At 38.1% G+C, this 17,325-nt stretch carries 12 protein-coding genes; 10 read left to right on the top strand and 2 right to left on the bottom strand.

All coding sequences use genetic code 11. The features are described from left to right. The first annotated feature begins 41 nt into the window (after positions 1-41). Together HEQ28_RS09730 and trhA are read left to right on the top strand one after the other, a co-directional pair. Positions 42-3,473, top strand: coding sequence for a polysaccharide deacetylase family protein (locus HEQ28_RS09730; protein ID WP_434502036.1), 3,432 nt, complete (start codon positions 42-44; stop codon positions 3,471-3,473). Positions 3,474-3,506: 33 nt separating this feature from the next. Continuing rightward, complete coding sequence (gene trhA / locus HEQ28_RS09725) at positions 3,507-4,163, top strand: PAQR family membrane homeostasis protein TrhA (RefSeq protein ID WP_434502035.1); 657 nt, start codon at positions 3,507-3,509, stop codon at positions 4,161-4,163. 82 nt (positions 4,164-4,245) lie between these two features. Here the strand turns inward: trhA and HEQ28_RS09720 are convergent, their stop codons facing one another. After that, entirely contained in the window at positions 4,246-5,955 is a 1,710-nt protein-coding gene (locus HEQ28_RS09720) for a Na/Pi cotransporter family protein (RefSeq protein ID WP_434502034.1), read from the bottom strand. A 114-nt stretch (positions 5,956-6,069) separates the two neighbouring features. On the opposite strand from HEQ28_RS09720, the gene HEQ28_RS09715 reads away from it, so the two are divergent. Further along, a complete protein-coding gene (locus HEQ28_RS09715) occupies positions 6,070-7,731 on the top strand; it encodes a nucleoside kinase (protein WP_434502033.1) in 1,662 nt (553 codons plus the stop codon). A 102-nt stretch (positions 7,732-7,833) separates the two neighbouring features. Here the strand turns inward: HEQ28_RS09715 and upp are convergent, their stop codons facing one another. Continuing rightward, positions 7,834-8,493, bottom strand: coding sequence for a uracil phosphoribosyltransferase (gene upp / locus HEQ28_RS09710; protein ID WP_434502032.1), 660 nt, complete (start codon positions 8,491-8,493; stop codon positions 7,834-7,836). Between the two features lie 237 nt (positions 8,494-8,730). Here upp and pckA point away from each other — a divergent pair, with 237 nt between their 5' ends. From pckA to HEQ28_RS09675, 7 genes are all read left to right on the top strand, one after another. Further along, on the top strand, positions 8,731-10,344 hold the full coding sequence (pckA, locus tag HEQ28_RS09705; RefSeq protein ID WP_434502031.1) for a phosphoenolpyruvate carboxykinase (ATP): 1,614 nt from the start codon (positions 8,731-8,733) through the stop codon (positions 10,342-10,344). Positions 10,345-10,665: 321 nt separating this feature from the next. After that, positions 10,666-12,066: a DUF6242 domain-containing protein gene (locus tag HEQ28_RS09700; RefSeq protein ID WP_434502030.1), complete on the top strand. Its 1,401-nt coding sequence runs from the start codon at positions 10,666-10,668 to the stop codon at positions 12,064-12,066. A gap of 9 nt (positions 12,067-12,075) precedes the next feature. Further along, positions 12,076-12,750: a type IX secretion system protein PorG gene (locus HEQ28_RS09695; protein ID WP_434502029.1), complete on the top strand. Its 675-nt coding sequence runs from the start codon at positions 12,076-12,078 to the stop codon at positions 12,748-12,750. Positions 12,751-12,759: 9 nt separating this feature from the next. Beyond that, positions 12,760-13,521, top strand: a complete 762-nt coding sequence (locus tag HEQ28_RS09690; protein WP_434502028.1) for an isoprenyl transferase — start codon at positions 12,760-12,762, stop codon at positions 13,519-13,521. A 41-nt stretch (positions 13,522-13,562) separates the two neighbouring features. Next, positions 13,563-16,175 carry a BamA/OMP85 family outer membrane protein gene (locus tag HEQ28_RS09685; RefSeq protein ID WP_434502027.1) on the top strand — a complete coding sequence of 871 codons (2,613 nt, stop codon included), beginning with the start codon at positions 13,563-13,565 and terminating at the stop codon, positions 16,173-16,175. An 18-nt stretch (positions 16,176-16,193) separates the two neighbouring features. Then, the gene (locus HEQ28_RS09680; protein ID WP_434502026.1) at positions 16,194-16,706 is read left to right on the top strand and encodes an OmpH family outer membrane protein; all 513 of its coding nucleotides are present in this window, start codon (positions 16,194-16,196) and stop codon (positions 16,704-16,706) included. 26 nt (positions 16,707-16,732) lie between these two features. Then, positions 16,733-17,233 (top strand): OmpH family outer membrane protein, encoded by a 501-nt coding sequence (locus HEQ28_RS09675; RefSeq protein ID WP_434502025.1) that lies wholly within the window; start codon positions 16,733-16,735, stop codon positions 17,231-17,233. Positions 17,234-17,325 lie beyond the last annotated feature (92 nt).

The raw sequence follows: 17,325 nt of genomic DNA, 5'->3' as shown, positions 1-17,325 counted from the left end.
AAAAACAGTGTATCTTTGCGACGATTTATTAAATAGGTTATATGGATAAGCAAGTTTTTCAGACAGACAATAAGTCTAGATGGACGAAATTTAAGTGGACAATCAGAGTTGTTGTATTCGTATCGGTAATTTTCATTGCTATATTTATAACAATGTTTATTATTGATCATATTCCAAGCGTACCTTTTCGCCAGGATTTCCGTAGTGCCATGACGGCATCAAAGCCATTCCTGCAAGAAACAAAATACTCGCGTGAATATAAAGGATTCCGTTCATTTATATCAGAAAAGAAGTTGCATAATAACTATGCACAGGAGAAAATGAGAACTCTGGGTAAGTTGAGACGTTTTGGTGGGCGTAGTGATTCTCTTATTCAGAAAAATGTAGATAGTTGGGCTGATTTTTCGGCTGGAATACGTGCCGGATTCTATGTGTCATGGGATCCGAAATCATATGCTTCTTTGCGTCAAAACATTCATAATCTTAATTTAGTTATGCCTGAGTGGATGTTTATAGATCCAAAAACCGACGGCATGAAGTTGAAGGTTGATAATAAGGGACTTGCATTGATGCGTAAAAGTGGGGTGCCTATTATGCCGATGCTTACTAATAATGTTGATAAATCCTTCCGAGGTGATGTTGTAAGTCGTATTCTTCATAATCCAAAGAAACGACGTAAGCTTATTAACAGCATTGTATATCAATGTGTCAAAAACAATTTTGTTGGAGTAAACATTGACTTTGAGGAATTAACCGAAAATAGTGATGAATACTTGATAACGTTTATCAAGGAACTTACTACTACGATGCATAATAATGGTCTTCTGGTTACGGAGGATGTTGAGCCGTTTAACGACGACTATAATTATAAAGAATTAGCTAAATACTTGGATTATTTGGTGCTAATGGCTTATGATGAGTATTCTCAGTCAAGTGACCCAGGTCCTGTATCTTCACAAAAATGGATAGAAGCAGCTTTGGATCGTACAGCACTCAATGTCCCAAACAATAAAATCATATTAGGTCTTGCTGCATTTGGTTATGATTGGAGCAAGAATCCAAACGGTAATGTCAGTCTTGATTATCAGGGAGCTTTAGCAAAAGCCGCAGAAAGCGGATCAAAGATAAACTTTGATAATAATACATATAATCTTGATTTCGCATATCGTGATGAAAGAGATTATCTGCATCAGGTGTATTTTACAGATGCTGCAACAACGTTTAACGTGATGCGTTTCGGTTCAGAATACGGTCTTGCAGGTTTTGGACTTTGGCGTATGGGAAGTGAGGATAACCGTATATGGAAATACTATGGTAACGACATGCAAAGTAGTTCACTTGGAAAAGTTGGACAGCATGAATTTGAGGAACTAAAACTCAATAGTGGTATCAACTATCTTGGTGACGGTGAAATTCTGGACGTGAAGAAAACTCCTAAGCAAGGAAAGATAAAACTTGTTATGGATAGCACAAACACGCTTATAGCTGAAGAATATTATATTAAGATACCTACATCATATCAGATAATGAAATATGGTGAAGCTGGAGAAAAGGAATTACTGCTGACTTTTGATGATGGACCAGATTATCGCTGGACTCCAAAGGTTCTTGATATATTGAAAAAATATAAGTTGCATGCAGCTTTCTTCGTAGTGGGAATACAGGCAGAACGTAATGTTCCTTTGGTAAGACGTATATATGATGAGGGTAATCTTGTAGGTAACCATACTTTCTCTCACCGTAATGTGGCTAATGTGTCACCAGACAGAACATTCGCTGAACTGAAACTGACAAGACTTCTTATTGAATGTATTACAGGACATACCACTATACTTTTCCGCCCTCCTTATAATGCCGACAGTGAACCGGCAAATATGGAGGAACTTGTACCAGTTGTTCTGGCAAGAGAACAAAACTATATTGATGTTGGTGAGAGTATAGACCCTGAGGATTGGGAGCCTGGAATAACTGCAGATCAGATATTCAATAGAATCGTAAAGCAGGTCAAGCAAGGTGCAGGGCACGTTATATTATTGCATGATGCCGGTGGAGATACACGACAAGAGACGATAAAGGCATTGCCACGTATAATAGAATATTTCCAAAAAAGAGGGTATAAGTTTGTAACGTTGGAAGACATCCTCAATAGGGATCGTAACCAATTGATGCCTAACGTTGAAAAAGGAAAGGAGTATTATGCAATGCAGGCCAATCTGGCTCTAGTCACAGCTACATATGATATAATACAGTTCCTAACAGCAATGTTTATCATCTTCATCATCCTTGGTATAGGACGATTGCTGTTCATGGTTTGTCTTACAATAAAGGAACGCCGTAAGGAAAAGCTACTGCAACAAGACGTAACTTTAACATCTGACGCACCAAAGGTCTCTATAATCGTACCTGCATACAATGAGGAAGTGGATGCCGTTTCTTCATTAGAGAATTTGTTGAATCAGGATTATCCTAATTTCAATGTGATATTTGTAGACGACGGTAGTAAAGACAATACTTATAAATGTGTATGCGATGCATTTAGTGATAATCCAAAGATGGTTATCCTAACAAAACCTAATGGCGGTAAGGCATCGGCGCTGAACTATGGTATATTAAATACGGACGCAGAATATCTTGTATGTATTGATGCTGATACTAAATTGTATCCTAATGCGGTATCACTGCTTATGTCACACTTCCTTCGTGCTGGAGCTGAAAAAGTTGGCTCTGTTGCGGGTAATGTGAAAGTAGGAAACCAACGTAATATGTTAACTAAATGGCAAGCTATAGAATATACAACGAGTCAGAATTTTGATCGTATGGCTTATGCAGCTATAAATGCTATTACTGTAGTGCCTGGTGCTATCGGTGCTTTCCGCAAGAAAGCAATAGAAGATGCTGGAGGACTTACTACCGACACGTTAGCTGAAGACTGTGACTTGACAATAAGAATCAGCCGTGCTGGGTATGTGATAGAAAATGAGAATCGTGCTGTTGCAATGACAGAAGCACCTGAGCATATAAAGCAATTTATGAAACAACGTGTGCGTTGGACTTTTGGTGTGATGCAGACATTCTGGAAACATCGTGACGCATTGATGGTAAAGAAATATAAAGGACTCGGATTCTGGGCTTTACCAAATATACTGATATTTCAGTTTATCATACCAACCTTCTCACCACTTGCCGATTTGTTCATGATCATTGGCTTGTTTAGTGGTAATGCATGGCAGATATTCATCTATTATCTTATGTTTACAGCCGTTGATTGTAGTGTTTCTGTAGCAGCTTATCTGTTTGAGAAGCAGCCATTGCGAGTACTGTTGTGGATAATACCTCAACGCTTTGCATATAGATGGATAATGTATGTTGTGCTGTTCAAGAGTTACAGGCGTGCTATAAAGGGAGAATTGCAGACATGGGGAGTACTTAAACGTACAGGAAATGTTGGTAGTATCAATTCTAAAAAGAACTAATTGAACAATACAGTGCAATTTGTATAAATTATTATGAATATAAAGATACATTTTAGTCATAAGGAAGAAATATGGAACTCATGGAGTCATGCTGGAGGTATCGCTTTGGGTATAGTGTTTGGAGTGATATTTCTTATATGGTGCTCTCGTGCTCATGACGGCATTGCAGCAGTTGGAGTGATACTGTATCTCTTTGGAATGCTATGCTCTTATGTTGCTTCGACATTATACCATTCTTTGTCAGCTTGGAGTAAATGGAAAGAAAGATTGCGTAAATGGGATCATTCTGCTATATATTGGCATATTGCCGGAAGTTACTCTCCTATAACACTTATCGCATTACGCGACCATGGATATTGGGGACTGACTTTGTTCTGCTTTGTATGGGGATGTGCGTTAGTGGGTACTATAATAAGTTTCGTAAACCTAAAGGATCATAGCAATCTTGAGACTATTGCTTTTGTCGGAATGGGATTTAGCATGATCATTGCTATCAAACCTTTGATAGATTCTTTAAGTGGGGGTGCCTTAGAATGGATAATAGCAGAAGGTATATGCTATATAACAGGAGCTGTATTCTATAGTTTAAACAAAAGAAAATACATGCACACTGTATTCCATTTTTTTGTGTTGGCTGGTAGTATATGCCATATAATTGCTGTATGGGACATACTTATGAAATATGTTTGAATATGATTTGACAATATAAAAACGGGGGCATATCAATTATTGATATGCCCCCGTTTTTATATTTAAAAGAGTGTATTTTGTCTTATACGTAATGCTGACGAGTGTTCATGCGTGCTTCTACAACATTTACGACATAGTCACCAAGCTTCTCGCATTCCTGAATGATATCCATATACATAGTTCCTATTGCATAGGTATATAAATGTGAGTTGACATCATTGATGTTCTGAGTTTTCAGTTGATTACGGAAGTTGTTGATTTCATTCTCAATATTGAAAGAGCGGTTTACATCAATGTTTTCCTTGTTGTGAGAAAACATATAGTTCATCTGTTCAAGGGCACTTTCTGTTAGCTCAAACATTTGATGTATGTGCTCATATTGTTGAGGAGTGAAATCTTCTTTGCCTGTTATACGACGATTTATAGTACGTGCAATATTGTAGCAACTATCCCCGATACTTTCAATCTCGCTTATCTCACGTAGCATGGCACGAATCTTTGCCTTAGTCTCGTCGCTTAAATGTGCATCGCTTACCTCATCAAGGTATTTGGCTATTTCTATTTCCATGTTATCGCTGATGCCTTCATATTTTTCTATGCGACTGAAAATCTTAAGTAAGTTCTTTTCATCTTTCTCTTTTAGAAGGGCGCGCACCATACCAAACATTCTTTGTATACGTTCAGAAAAGCTGCATATTTCTTTTTGTGCTTCAAGTACACTTAACTCTGGGGTTTTCATGATGCCAGTCTGGATGAACCTCAGGCGGAAGTCGTCTTCATCATTTTGTTTTTTAGGTCTTATAACTTTGCATACAATCTTTTCCATTTGAGGTATAAAACCTACAAGAACCAATGTGTTTGCTACATTGAATGTAGTGTGGAAAGCTGCAAGAACGAAACTTAATTTAGCAGTATTTGCAAGAAAATTTGGATCGGCTTTTGTTATAGTCTCATCATATCCAACAAAGCCGCAAACCATATCTATAAACGGTTTGAAAATGCAAAGTACCCATACCACACCAAACATATTGAAAAACATGTGGGCAAAAGCGGCTCGTCTAGCCTGAGTGTTTGCAGTCAATGCGGCTAGGTTTGATGTGACCGTCGTTCCGATATTTTCACCCATCACAAGTGCAATACCTTGATATATCGGTAATACACCATTTGAACAAAGAATCATTGTTATAGCCATTATGGCGGCCGAACTTTGCACGCACATTGTGAGTAAACTTCCTATCAATAGGAATACTAATGTCGTAGTAAAGCTGTTTGGATCAAATGATGAGAAGAAAGCTAATACTGGTTGGTTATGAGCCAAGTCCATGTCAATACCTGTTTGTCTTAGAGTTCCCAAACCAAGGAACATAAATGATACTCCGAAAATAAAGTCGCCAAGTATCTTGCGCTTTTTTGAGTAGATTAGTAGTATTGCTATAAAGAAAGCCGGCCATACGAAATCAGTAATGTTGAAAGAGAAACCGGCACTCATTATCCATGCTGTCAGGGTGGTTCCGATGTTTGCACCCATAATTACCGATATTGCCTGTGCAAGGGTTAGAAGTCCTGCGTTAACAAATGACACTGTCATTACTGTTGTTGCGGTCGAACTCTGTACTGCTGCGGTAATGAATGTGCCGGTAAGGATTCCTGTGAAGCGATTGGTGGTCATTGCTCCTAATACGTGACGAAGTTGGGGACCAGCCATCTTCTGTAAACTGTCGCTCATAGACTTCATTCCGAACATGAGAAGTGCCAGCGAACCAATAAGTTTAAAAAATATCCAAATCGACATAATTTATTTAATTTGTAATGTCTAAATTTTGTGGAGATGCAAAACTTTTATACCTTTGGAGATTAGATGTTATAACAGTTAAGTTAACATTATTATATATATTAATGCCAAACAATGAAACAAGTAATACAAATCCGTTGCAAAAATAATAAAAAAACTCAAGACGTGGCAATCGGGAGCACACTTTCTGATGTTTTTTCTCAATTTAATATTGATATGTCATTCGGTCCTATATGTGCAAGAGTGAATAATAAGGTTGAAGGAATGCATTATAGAGTATATCATAGTAAGGATGTGGAATTCCTTGATATGCATTCGGCGTCAGCTTCGCGTAATTATACGCGTACATTGTTTTTCGTATTATGCAAAGCTGTTCATGATATTTATCCCAAGAGTCGTGTTGTGATAGACATTCCTGTCTCTAATGGGTATTATGTAAATCTGCAACTCGGACATACCGTAGGTCTTGAAGATGTTGATAATATAAGGGAACGCATGCAGAAAATTATCAGTGAACATATGCCGGTTACAAGGCATGAAGTGCCAAGCGAACAAGCGATAAAAATGTTTCGTGATCGTGGTGACGGGGCTAAGGTAAAGCTTCTCGAAAGTAGTGGTAGATTATATACGACATATTATCAGATTGGTGACTATGTTGACTTTTATTATGGTTCACTTCTTACCAATACTAGAAAACTGTACATGTTTGGATTGGAAAAGTATTATGATGGACTTCTGCTGCGTATACCCTCTATGAAAGATCCTTCTGTGTTGCCTGAAATGACGCGACAAGATAAGATGTTTGAAATATTCAAAGAGCACCATAGATGGCAGGATATAATGGGAGTACGAACAGTTGGTGATTTCAATGAGTCGGTGACAAATGGATACGCTACAGGACTGATTAATGTAAGCGAGGCTTTGCAGGAAAAGAAGATTGCCAAGATAGCTGATGAAATAGCAAATCGCAAGGGAGTGAAGTTGGTGCTGCTTGCTGGACCATCATCTTCAGGAAAGACAACTACTTGCAAAAGATTGTCAATACAATTGCTTGCAAATGGTATAAAACCACTGCAAATAAGTCTGGATGACTATTTCGTTGACCGTGAACATACACCAAAGGATGATAATGGTGAATTTGATTATGAAAGTATATATGCGCTGAATCTAAATCTTATCAATGAACAGTTTAATGATTTGTTCAGAGGTGAGGAAGTTGAATTGCCTAAATATAATTTTCAATCAGGAACAAGCGAGAAAAGTGGTAAGAAGTTGAAAATGAACGAGCATAACGTATTAGTAGTTGAAGGAATACATGCGCTTAATCCTGAACTGACATCACAAATACCTGAAGAACAGATATTTCGTGTTTATGCATCTGCCCTTACCACAATATTGCTTGATGATCATAACTATATACCTACTACGGATAATCGCTTGCTACGGCGCATCGTAAGAGATTTTAAATATCGTGGGGTTACTGCTAAGGAAACTATCCATAGATGGCCTTCGGTAAGGGCTGGTGAAAATAAATGGATATTCCCGTATCAGGAAAATGCTGATGCTGTGTTTAATACCGCTATGTTGTTTGAACTTGCTGTGCTCAAAACACAGGCAGAACCTTTACTGGAGCAGGTCCCAGAAAATTGTGATGAATATAGTGAAGCATACCGACTTCTGAAGTTCCTGAAATATTTTATGCCGATTAGTAATCGGGATATTCCGCCAACGTCTTTGTTAAGAGAATTCCTTGGTGGAAGTTCGTTTAAATATTAATTTGCAAAAAATGTGCTTTATCTTTTAATAATTAATCAGCCTTGTCTTTATAACATTTGCTGATCAATAAAAGATAAAGCACAATTATTTAATCGTCTTTTTTTACAATTTATCTCCGTAGCATAAATCACCAGCGTCACCGAATCCTGGTACAATATATTTATGTTCATTCATTCCTGGATCAATTGCGGCACACCAAATCGTGGTTTTGTCTTCAGGGAATGTATTCTTAATATGCTCGATGCCTTCAGGAGTTGCAATTACGCAACACACGTGAATCTGTTTAGGAGTACCTTTAGTAACAAACGCCTTATAACCAAGTTCCATGCTTCCGCCAGTTGCCAACATTGGGTCGGCGATGATGAGAATTTTCTCGTCAATGCTAGGTGTAGCAAGGTACTCTATATGTATGTCAACCTCATGATGTTCTTGATCCTTGTACTCGCGGTATGCGCTTACAAATGCATTGCCGGCATGATCGAAAATATTCAGGAATCCATTATGAAACGGAAGTCCTGCACGAAAAATGGTTGCAAGAACAATCTTATCTGTTGGTACATTAACTTTAGCTATGCCTAATGGAGTGGCAACTTCTTTTGCGCTGTATTCTAATGTCTTTGAGAGTTCAAAAGCCTCGAATTCACCGATACGCATAATATTGTTTCTAAACAGTAATCTGTTATTCTGATAATCAACATCGCGAATTTCAGCCAGATATTGGTTGATAATACTGTTTTGCTCTGAGAAATTTACTATTTTCATAGGTCGTTTTATAATAATTTGTGCAAAGTTAGACAATTCTATTTATTTTGCAAAGTCTATTTTGCAAATGTCTTTTCAATCATGTTTTTTTTAAATTCTTTAACCTAAAAGTTTTTCTGTTATATGTTTTTTGGTAGCGTAAAGTTGGTAATTCGATACAAATTCGTTATCTTTGCGGTCGAATTTTAAGGTAAAACTAAGGATATAAATTTTTCACAACTTAAATACATTTTAAAAATGGCAAAGTTTGACAAGTCTGTACTTGCTAAGTACGGTATCACAGGTACTACAGAAGTACTTTACAATCCTTCATTTGAAGTATTGTTCAACGAAGAGACAAAAGAAGGTCTCGAAGGTTTTGAGGTAGGTCAGGAGACAGAGCTAGGCGCTGTTAACGTTATGACTGGTGTTTACACAGGTCGTTCACCTAAAGATAAGTTCATCGTTGACGATGAGAATTCTCATGACACTGTATGGTGGGATTCTGAGGAGTTTCATAACGATAACCACCGCACATCTAAGGAAACTTGGGATGTTGTAAAGGAGATCGCAAAGAACGAACTTTCAAACAAGAAACTTTTTGTTGTTGATGGTTTCTGTGGTACACACAAGGACACACGTATGAAGGTTCGCTTCATCGTTGAGGTTGCTTGGCAGGCTCATTTCGTAACAAACATGTTCATCCGTCCTCAGAGCGAGGCTGATTTTGATCAGGAGCCTGATTTCATCGTTTACAATGCTTCTAAGGCAAAGGTTACTAACTATAAGGAACTTGGTCTTAATTCAGAGACAGCTGTTGTATTCAACGTTACTTCTAAAGAGCAGGTTATCGTAAATACATGGTACGGTGGTGAAATGAAGAAGGGTATGTTCTCAATGATGAACTACTTCCTTCCACTTAAGGGTATGGCTTCTATGCACTGTTCTGCTAATACAGATATGAGCGGTGAGAATACAGCTATCTTCTTCGGTCTTTCTGGTACAGGTAAGACTACATTGTCAACAGACCCTAAGCGTAAGCTTATCGGTGATGACGAGCACGGATGGGATGACAACGGTGTATTCAACTACGAGGGTGGTTGCTATGCTAAGGTTATCAATCTTGATAAAGAGTCTGAGCCAGATATCTACAATGCTATTCGTCGCGATGCTCTTCTTGAGAATGTAACTGTAGCTAAAGATGGTACTATTGATTTCGATGATAAGAAGGTTACAGAGAACACTCGTGTATCTTATCCTATCTACCACATCAAGAATATTCAGCGTCCTGTTTCTGAGGGTCCAGCTGCAAAGCAGGTTATCTTCCTTTCAGCAGATGCATTCGGAGTTCTTCCTCCAGTATCTATCTTGAACGCAGAGCAGACTAAATATTACTTCCTTTCTGGTTTCACAGCTAAACTTGCAGGTACAGAGCGTGGTATCACAGAGCCAACTCCTACATTCTCTGCTTGTTTCGGTCAGGCTTTCCTTGAGCTTCACCCAACAAAGTATGCTGAAGAACTAGTTAAGAAGATGGAGAAGAGTGGTGCTAAGGCATATCTCGTAAACACAGGTTGGAATGGTACAGGTAAGCGTATCTCTATCCGTGACACACGTGGTATCATCGACGCAATCCTTGATCACTCAATCGATGCAGCTGATACAAAGACAATCCCATTCTTCGATTTCGTAGTTCCTACAAAGTTGAATGGTGTTGATACAAACATCCTTGATCCACGCAACACTTACTCTGACGCTAGTCAGTGGGATGTTAAGGCTAAGGATCTTGCTGCACGTTTCATCAAGAACTTCAAGAAGTATGAAGGCAATGAGGCTGGTAAGGCTCTTGTAGCTGCTGGTCCAAAGCTATAATCTTTGAAGATTAAAACTTTATATATAAAGCTCGCTTTCTTTTGGAAGCGAGCTTTTTTTATTTTTTCATACCATACATGTTTCATGTGATATTCTGCCAATTTGTTTATTAGAAAGTGTTGCCAGAATGATTTAATTACCGTTTACTGCTTTAAAGTAACGCTTTTAAGTAAAACAAACTTAAAAAACGTTCTTATAATCATTATTTTACATAATAAAGGACACAATTATTGCCCTATTTGCAGAATTCTGATTAAATTTGCAGACAAAAACTTGCGGGAAAGTATTTTCTCGTGGCATTTAATAATATAATAGAGTGTAATGAAGAGGAAGTTAATATCCTTGGCAGCGCTGCTTTCAGCCATATTTGTTTTTACATCATGTTTAAACAGTGATAATGAAGAAACTACTTATTATGGCGATACCGCTATAACCAGTTTTTCTGTTGGTACGCTTAAATATTATAAGCATACCACATCATCAACCGGTAAGGACAGCGTTTACCAGACCACGCTTAGTTGTAGTGGGTATAAGTTTTACATAGACCAGGCTAAACGCGAAATATACAATCCTGATTCATTGCCATATGGTATTGATGGTAAAAAGGTGTTGTGTACTGTTTCGTCGAAAAACAGTGGAAGTATAGTTATAAAGAGCACTGTTAGTGACACTTTGGCTTATTATTCAAGTACTGACTCTTTAGATTTCAGAACTCCACGTGAATTCCGTGTTTATAATCAGGAAGGTACAGCTTATCGTGCATATACAGTTCATGTGAATATTCATAAAGAGGTAGCTGACTCTTTCCGTTGGGATGCTACTTCGGCTGAGAATCCTAACATTGCAACTCTTTCTGCAATGAAAGGTGTAGCATTGAATAGTCAGATATTCCTTATGGGAAACAATGGCGGTGTTGTAAAACTTTTCACAACTTCGCAGAATAATGTAGCAGGGTGGAGTGAGCTTACTCCTAATGTCGCACTGACAACTGATGCTTATAAGAGCCTTATCGTAAAAGGTGATTATATTTATACGTACAATGATGGAAGTGTCATAAGAAGTAAGGATGGTCAATCTTGGGAAACAGTAAGCAATGAACCGCTTACTAGGCTCGTGGGAAGTACAGCAACTAATTTATATGCATTAAGTGGAACAGGAGTGAAGAGTTCTGCAGATAATGGTGCAACTTGGACTTTAAATGGAATTGATGATGCTTTGACTTTGCTTCCAACAGACAACGTAAATATGTTTAGTTTTGCTTCTGCTGTTAATGAGAATACAAATAATCTCGTTCTTGTAGGAAATCGTGACGCATCTTATTCTACTGATGCTTATGCAATGGTATGGGGAAAAGTAGAGGAAAATGTTAATGGAAGCGAGAATCAGCCTTGGGCAAACTACAATATAACAGACGATAATAAATATCCTGCTCCACGTCTTACTAATCTCCAGACTGTTAAATATGGAGATGCTATAATGGCATTTGGTGGAAGTGGACTTGGTGCAAGCACGGAAACAGCCTTTTCTAAATTCTATATGAGTTATGATAAAGGTATAACTTGGCAGAGTGACTCTCTGATGTCACAGCCGACAGGTTTTAAATGTGCAGCTGCGTCTTTTGCTTTGGTTGCCGACAACAATAGTTGTGTATGGCTAATATGTGGAGGAAGCGGACAGGTCTGGAAAGGACACATAAATCAGGTAAGTTGGAAAAAAGAATAAGCTGATAAAATGCGAAAAGTCGTTCTGATGATAATATTGATTATCTCTGCCGCTTCAATGAGTGCGCAGAAAGATTACGACTATCGTATGGAAATCGGAGGTGGAATGGGACTGACTGGATATCTTGGCGATTTTAATGGTAATATCACCAAAGACTTGAAACCAATGTTCACGGTTGTGCTACGACGCAATATTGACCATTATATGGCATTGAAGTTAGCCATGTCTTACGGAAAACTGAAAGGCAGTTCGGCAGAAACAAATACATATTATACTGAATATGCAGACGGCAAATATAATTTCAATAATTCGATTGCTGACGCAAATTTTAGTTATGAGTATAATTTCTGGCCTTATGGTACAGGATACGACTATCGCGGTGCACAGCGTTTTACGCCATTTATAAGTGGCGGTATCGGTGTCACATATTGTGATTGTTCGAATAATGTTTTTACTGCTAATATTCCACTTGGTGTGGGCCTTAAATATAAGATAGGTGAAAGACTTAATGCAGGACTGGAATGGGCTATGCATTTTTCGTTAAGTGACAAGCTGGATGGAGTTAAGAATCCTTATGGTATAAGTAGTTCTGGTTTGTTTAAAAATACAGACTGTTACTCATCTCTCCTGTTTACAATCACTTATAGTTTCATGCCAAAGTGTACAACATGTAATAAAGAGTAGACTATATATATGAATAAATCATTGGATATGACACGAATACCAGAGCATATTGCCATTATTATGGATGGTAATGGACGTTGGGCTGCCGAAAAAAACAAGCCGAGAAGCTTTGGTCATCAGGCAGGTGTCGACGCAGTGAGAAGAATCACATCAGAATGCGTGCGTCTTGGTGTGAAGTATCTCACTTTATATACATTTTCTACGGAAAACTGGAATCGTCCAGCTGACGAAGTAAGTGCACTAATGGGACTTGTATTGAGTTCTCTTGAAGATGAAATATTCATGAAAAACAATGTGCGCTTCAGGGTTGTTGGTGATATAAAAAGACTGCCGAAAGAAGTGCAGGATAAGTTGCATGAAACCATGGAGCATACAATCAACAATAATGCAATGACAATGGTTGTTGCTTTGAGCTATTCAAGTCGTTGGGAGATCACAAAGGCTGTACGTGATATAGTTAATGAAGCTACAGATAAATGTGTAACAGGACAATTTGACAAAAGTGTTGTTGAAAAAATGATTACTGAGGAAACGATAAGTAAGCATCTTGAAACAAGTTTCATGCCAGATCCTGATTTGCTGATACGTACCGGTGGTGAGTTGAGAATAAGCAATTATATGCTATGGCAGATAGCTTATTCTGAACTGTATTTCTGTGATACCTATTGGCCTGACTTTGGTGAGAACGATTTGCAGGAAGCCATTTTAAGTTATCAGAGCCGCCAAAGAAGATTTGGCAAGACTGAGGAACAAGTTGAATCAGATAAGTAAATTACAGATAATAATAGTAAAGATTCGAAACATCTTTTAGAATGAATAATATAAAGAAGGCAATTATACTGACAGTGGGTCTTACCCTTGGACTGTATGTACAAGCACAGGATAAAATCCTAAACCCCGATATTTCTTATGCAGGTACTCCGCGTACTTGTTCTATTGGCGGTATCAATATTTCTGGTGTTGAGGGCTATGAAGACTATATGCTCACTAGTATTTCTGGTTTGCAGGTAGGACAGGAGATAGAGATTCCTGGATCAGAGATTACTAATGCTGTAAAGCGTTATTGGCGTCATGGTCTATTCTCTGATGTTCAAATCTCAGCAGATTCTATTGTCGGCAGAAAGATATATCTGCATATTGCGTTAAAGACTCGTCCTCGTGTTTCGACTATTAATTACGAAGGATTAAAGAAGAGTGAACGTGAAGATATGGAGCAGAAGCTCGGTCTGCTTAAAGGTTCACAGATTACGCCTAATATGATTGATAGAGCAAAGATTCTTGCCAAGAAATACTTTGATGATAAAGGCTTTAAAAATGCTGAGATTGTTATTAATCAGCATGATGATGTTGCCAATAAAAACGAAGTTATTCTTGATGTTATCGTAGATAAGAAACAGAAAATGAAGGTTCATACGATTACTATTGAGGGCAACAAGGAACTTGCTGACAGTAAGATAAAAGGTGGACTATTTAAAAAAGGTGCTTTTGCTAAGACTCATGAGGCTGGTAAGATAAGCAGTTTCCTTAAGGCGAAGAAGTACACACCTGAGAGATGGGAAACAGATAAGAAAAAGCTAATTGAAAAATATAATGAACTTGGCTATCGAGATGCTACTATATTAAAAGACAGTGTCTGGAATAATGATCCTAAGCATGTCAATATATATATTAAGCTAGATGAGGGACAGAAATATTATCTTCGCAATATCACATGGGTTGGTAATACTGTATATACAACAGACTATTTGAATAATATCTTCGGTATGAAGAAGGGAGATGCATATAATCAGAAACTCCTTCATAAACGTTTGAATGAAGATGAGGATGCTGCAGCTAACTTATATTATAATAATGGTTATGTATTTTCAAGTATCAACCCTACAGAGGTGAATATTGTAAGTGATTCAATAGATCTTGAGTTGCGTGTCATAGAAGGACCACAGGCATATCTTAGTCATGTTCGCATCAATGGTAACGACCGTCTTTACGAGAATGTTGTGCGTCGTGAGTTGCGTACTAAACCTGGTGACCTTTTCTCAAAGGAGGCTTTGATGCGTTCTGTACGTGAGTTGGCTTCAATGGGACATTTCGATCCAGAGAAAATAAATCCTGATGTAAAGCCTTCTCCTGAGGATGGAACTGTAGATGTAAACTACAATCTTGAACAGAAGAGTAATGACCAAGTAGAGTTCTCTCTTGGTTGGGGACAGACAGGTGTCATAGGTCGTATTGGTTTGAAGCTTAACAACTTCTCTATGGCAAACCTATTTAATAAGAATAAGGAACATCGTGGTATAATGCCTATTGGTGACGGTGAGGTTTTAAGCCTCGGTGCACAGACCAATGGTACATACTATCAGAGCTATAATGCTAGTTATTCAACAAACTGGTTTGGTGGAAAGCGTCCTAACCAATTTAGTGTGAGTGCATATTTCAGTAAGCAGACGGATGTATCTAGTACATACTATAACAGTTCCTACATGAACAGCTATTACAGTTCAATGTCTGGTTACGGAAATTACAACTACAATAACTATGAGAATTATTACGACCCAGACAAATACGTGAAACTTTATGGTATCAGTTTGGGATGGGGAAAGCGCCTCCGCTGGCCTGATGACTACTTTAGTTTGTCAGCGCAGTTGTCTTATCAGCGTTATGATTTGAAGAACTGGAGCTATTTCTTGATGACAAACGGTTCTGCAAACAACCTCAATATTAATTTGACTTTAAGTCGTACATCAACCGATAACCAACTTTATCCACGTAAGGGTTCTGAATTTAGTGCTAGTGTAACTCTTACTCCACCATGGAGTGCATGGGACCACAAGGATTATAAGAATCTTGCCAATGATCCATATTCTGCAACATACTCTGCTGAGCAGCAGGAAAAGTATAGATGGGTTGAATATCACAAGTGGAAGTTCAAAGCAAAGACATATACAGCACTTAGTGGAGGACAGAAATGTTTCGTACTTATGACACGTGTTGAAATGGGATTGCTTGGAAGTTACAATAAATATAAGAAGTCTCCGTTTGAGACATACTATGTCGGTGGTGACGGTATGAGTGGATACTCTACAGGTTATGCTGAAGAAACTATCGGACTCCGTGGTTATGAGAATGGTTCACTTGCATATAATGGTTATGCTTATGACCGTTTCACATTGGAACTTCGCTATCCGTTTATGCTAGGTAACACGACCATCTACGGTCTTGGATTTGTTGAAGCTGGTAATGCATGGAGTGACACTAAATACTTCAATCCATTTGACATGAAACGTAGTGCAGGTCTTGGTGTGAGAATCTATCTGCCAATGGTTGGTTTGATGGGTATTGACTGGGCTTATGGTTTCGATAAAGATAATGTCAATGGAACAAAGGGTGGAAGTCAGTTCCACTTTATCTTGGGACAGGAATTCTAACATATAAAAAAAGAAAGTATGAAAAAAACAGTATTGATGTTTGTCATGCTATTATCAGCAATGACAATGAGTGCACAAAAGTTTGCTCTCCTTGATATGGAATACATACTTAAGAATATACCAGCTTATGAGCGTGCAAACGAACAGCTGGATCAAGTGAGCAAGAAATGGCAGGCTGAAGTTGAAGCTTTAAACACAGAAGCCAGTACGATGTACAAAAACTATCAGAATGAAATAGCTTTCCTTTCACAGGAACAAAAGAAGGCAAAGCAGGAACAGATAATGGCTAAAGAAAAGGCAGCCTCGGAACTAAAGAAAAAGTATTTCGGTCCTGAAGGTGAGTTGTTCAAGAAGCGTGAAAGCCTTATCTCTCCAATTCAGGATGATATCTATAATGCAGTAAAAGAAATTTCTGACATGCGTGGATATAGTTTAGTTCTCGACCGTTCAAGCGATCAAGGAATAATATTCGGAAGTCCACGTATTGATATATCTAATGATGTACTTCAGAAATTGGGATATGCTAAATAATTAATATAAATATAAATTTAGAACACATGAAAAAAATTATTTTAATGTTGATGTTGTTCGCTCCTCTAGCTACATTCGCTCAGAAGTTCGGACATCTTAACGCTCAGGAAGTAATGTCTCAGATGCCTGAATTCATTAAGGCTCGTGGTGAGATGGAAGCAACCGCAAAGCAGTATGAGAATGATCTTAAGGCTATGCAGGATGAACTGACACGCAAGAGTCAGGAGTATGATAAGACAAAGTCTACAATGAATGCTACAAAGCAGCAGGAGACAGAGACTGACCTTCAGACAATGTATCAGAAGATTCAGCAGACATACCAAGACAACCAGCAGGCTCTTCAGAAGAATCAGCAGGAAAAAATGCAGCCTATTACAACCAAACTGGTTAATGCAATTAAGGCAGTAGGTAAGATTGGTGGATATGTTTACATCATGGATGTAAGTGCAGGTATCCCATATATCAGCGACACTCTTAGTAAGGATGTTACAGCAGATGTTAAGGCACAACTTAACAAATTGAAGTAATTATCATACTCCGATATGAATAAAGTAGGGACGGAATGATATTCCGTCCCTACTTTCTCATAAAGGTAATCATGTATTTTTGTAGAATTTCA

It is taken from the genome of Prevotella sp. (assembly GCF_051059605.1).
Lineage (GTDB): Bacteria > Bacteroidota > Bacteroidia > Bacteroidales > Bacteroidaceae > Prevotella.
Note: the sequence above shows the minus strand (reverse complement) of the source record. Positions and strands in the feature narration are given on the sequence as shown.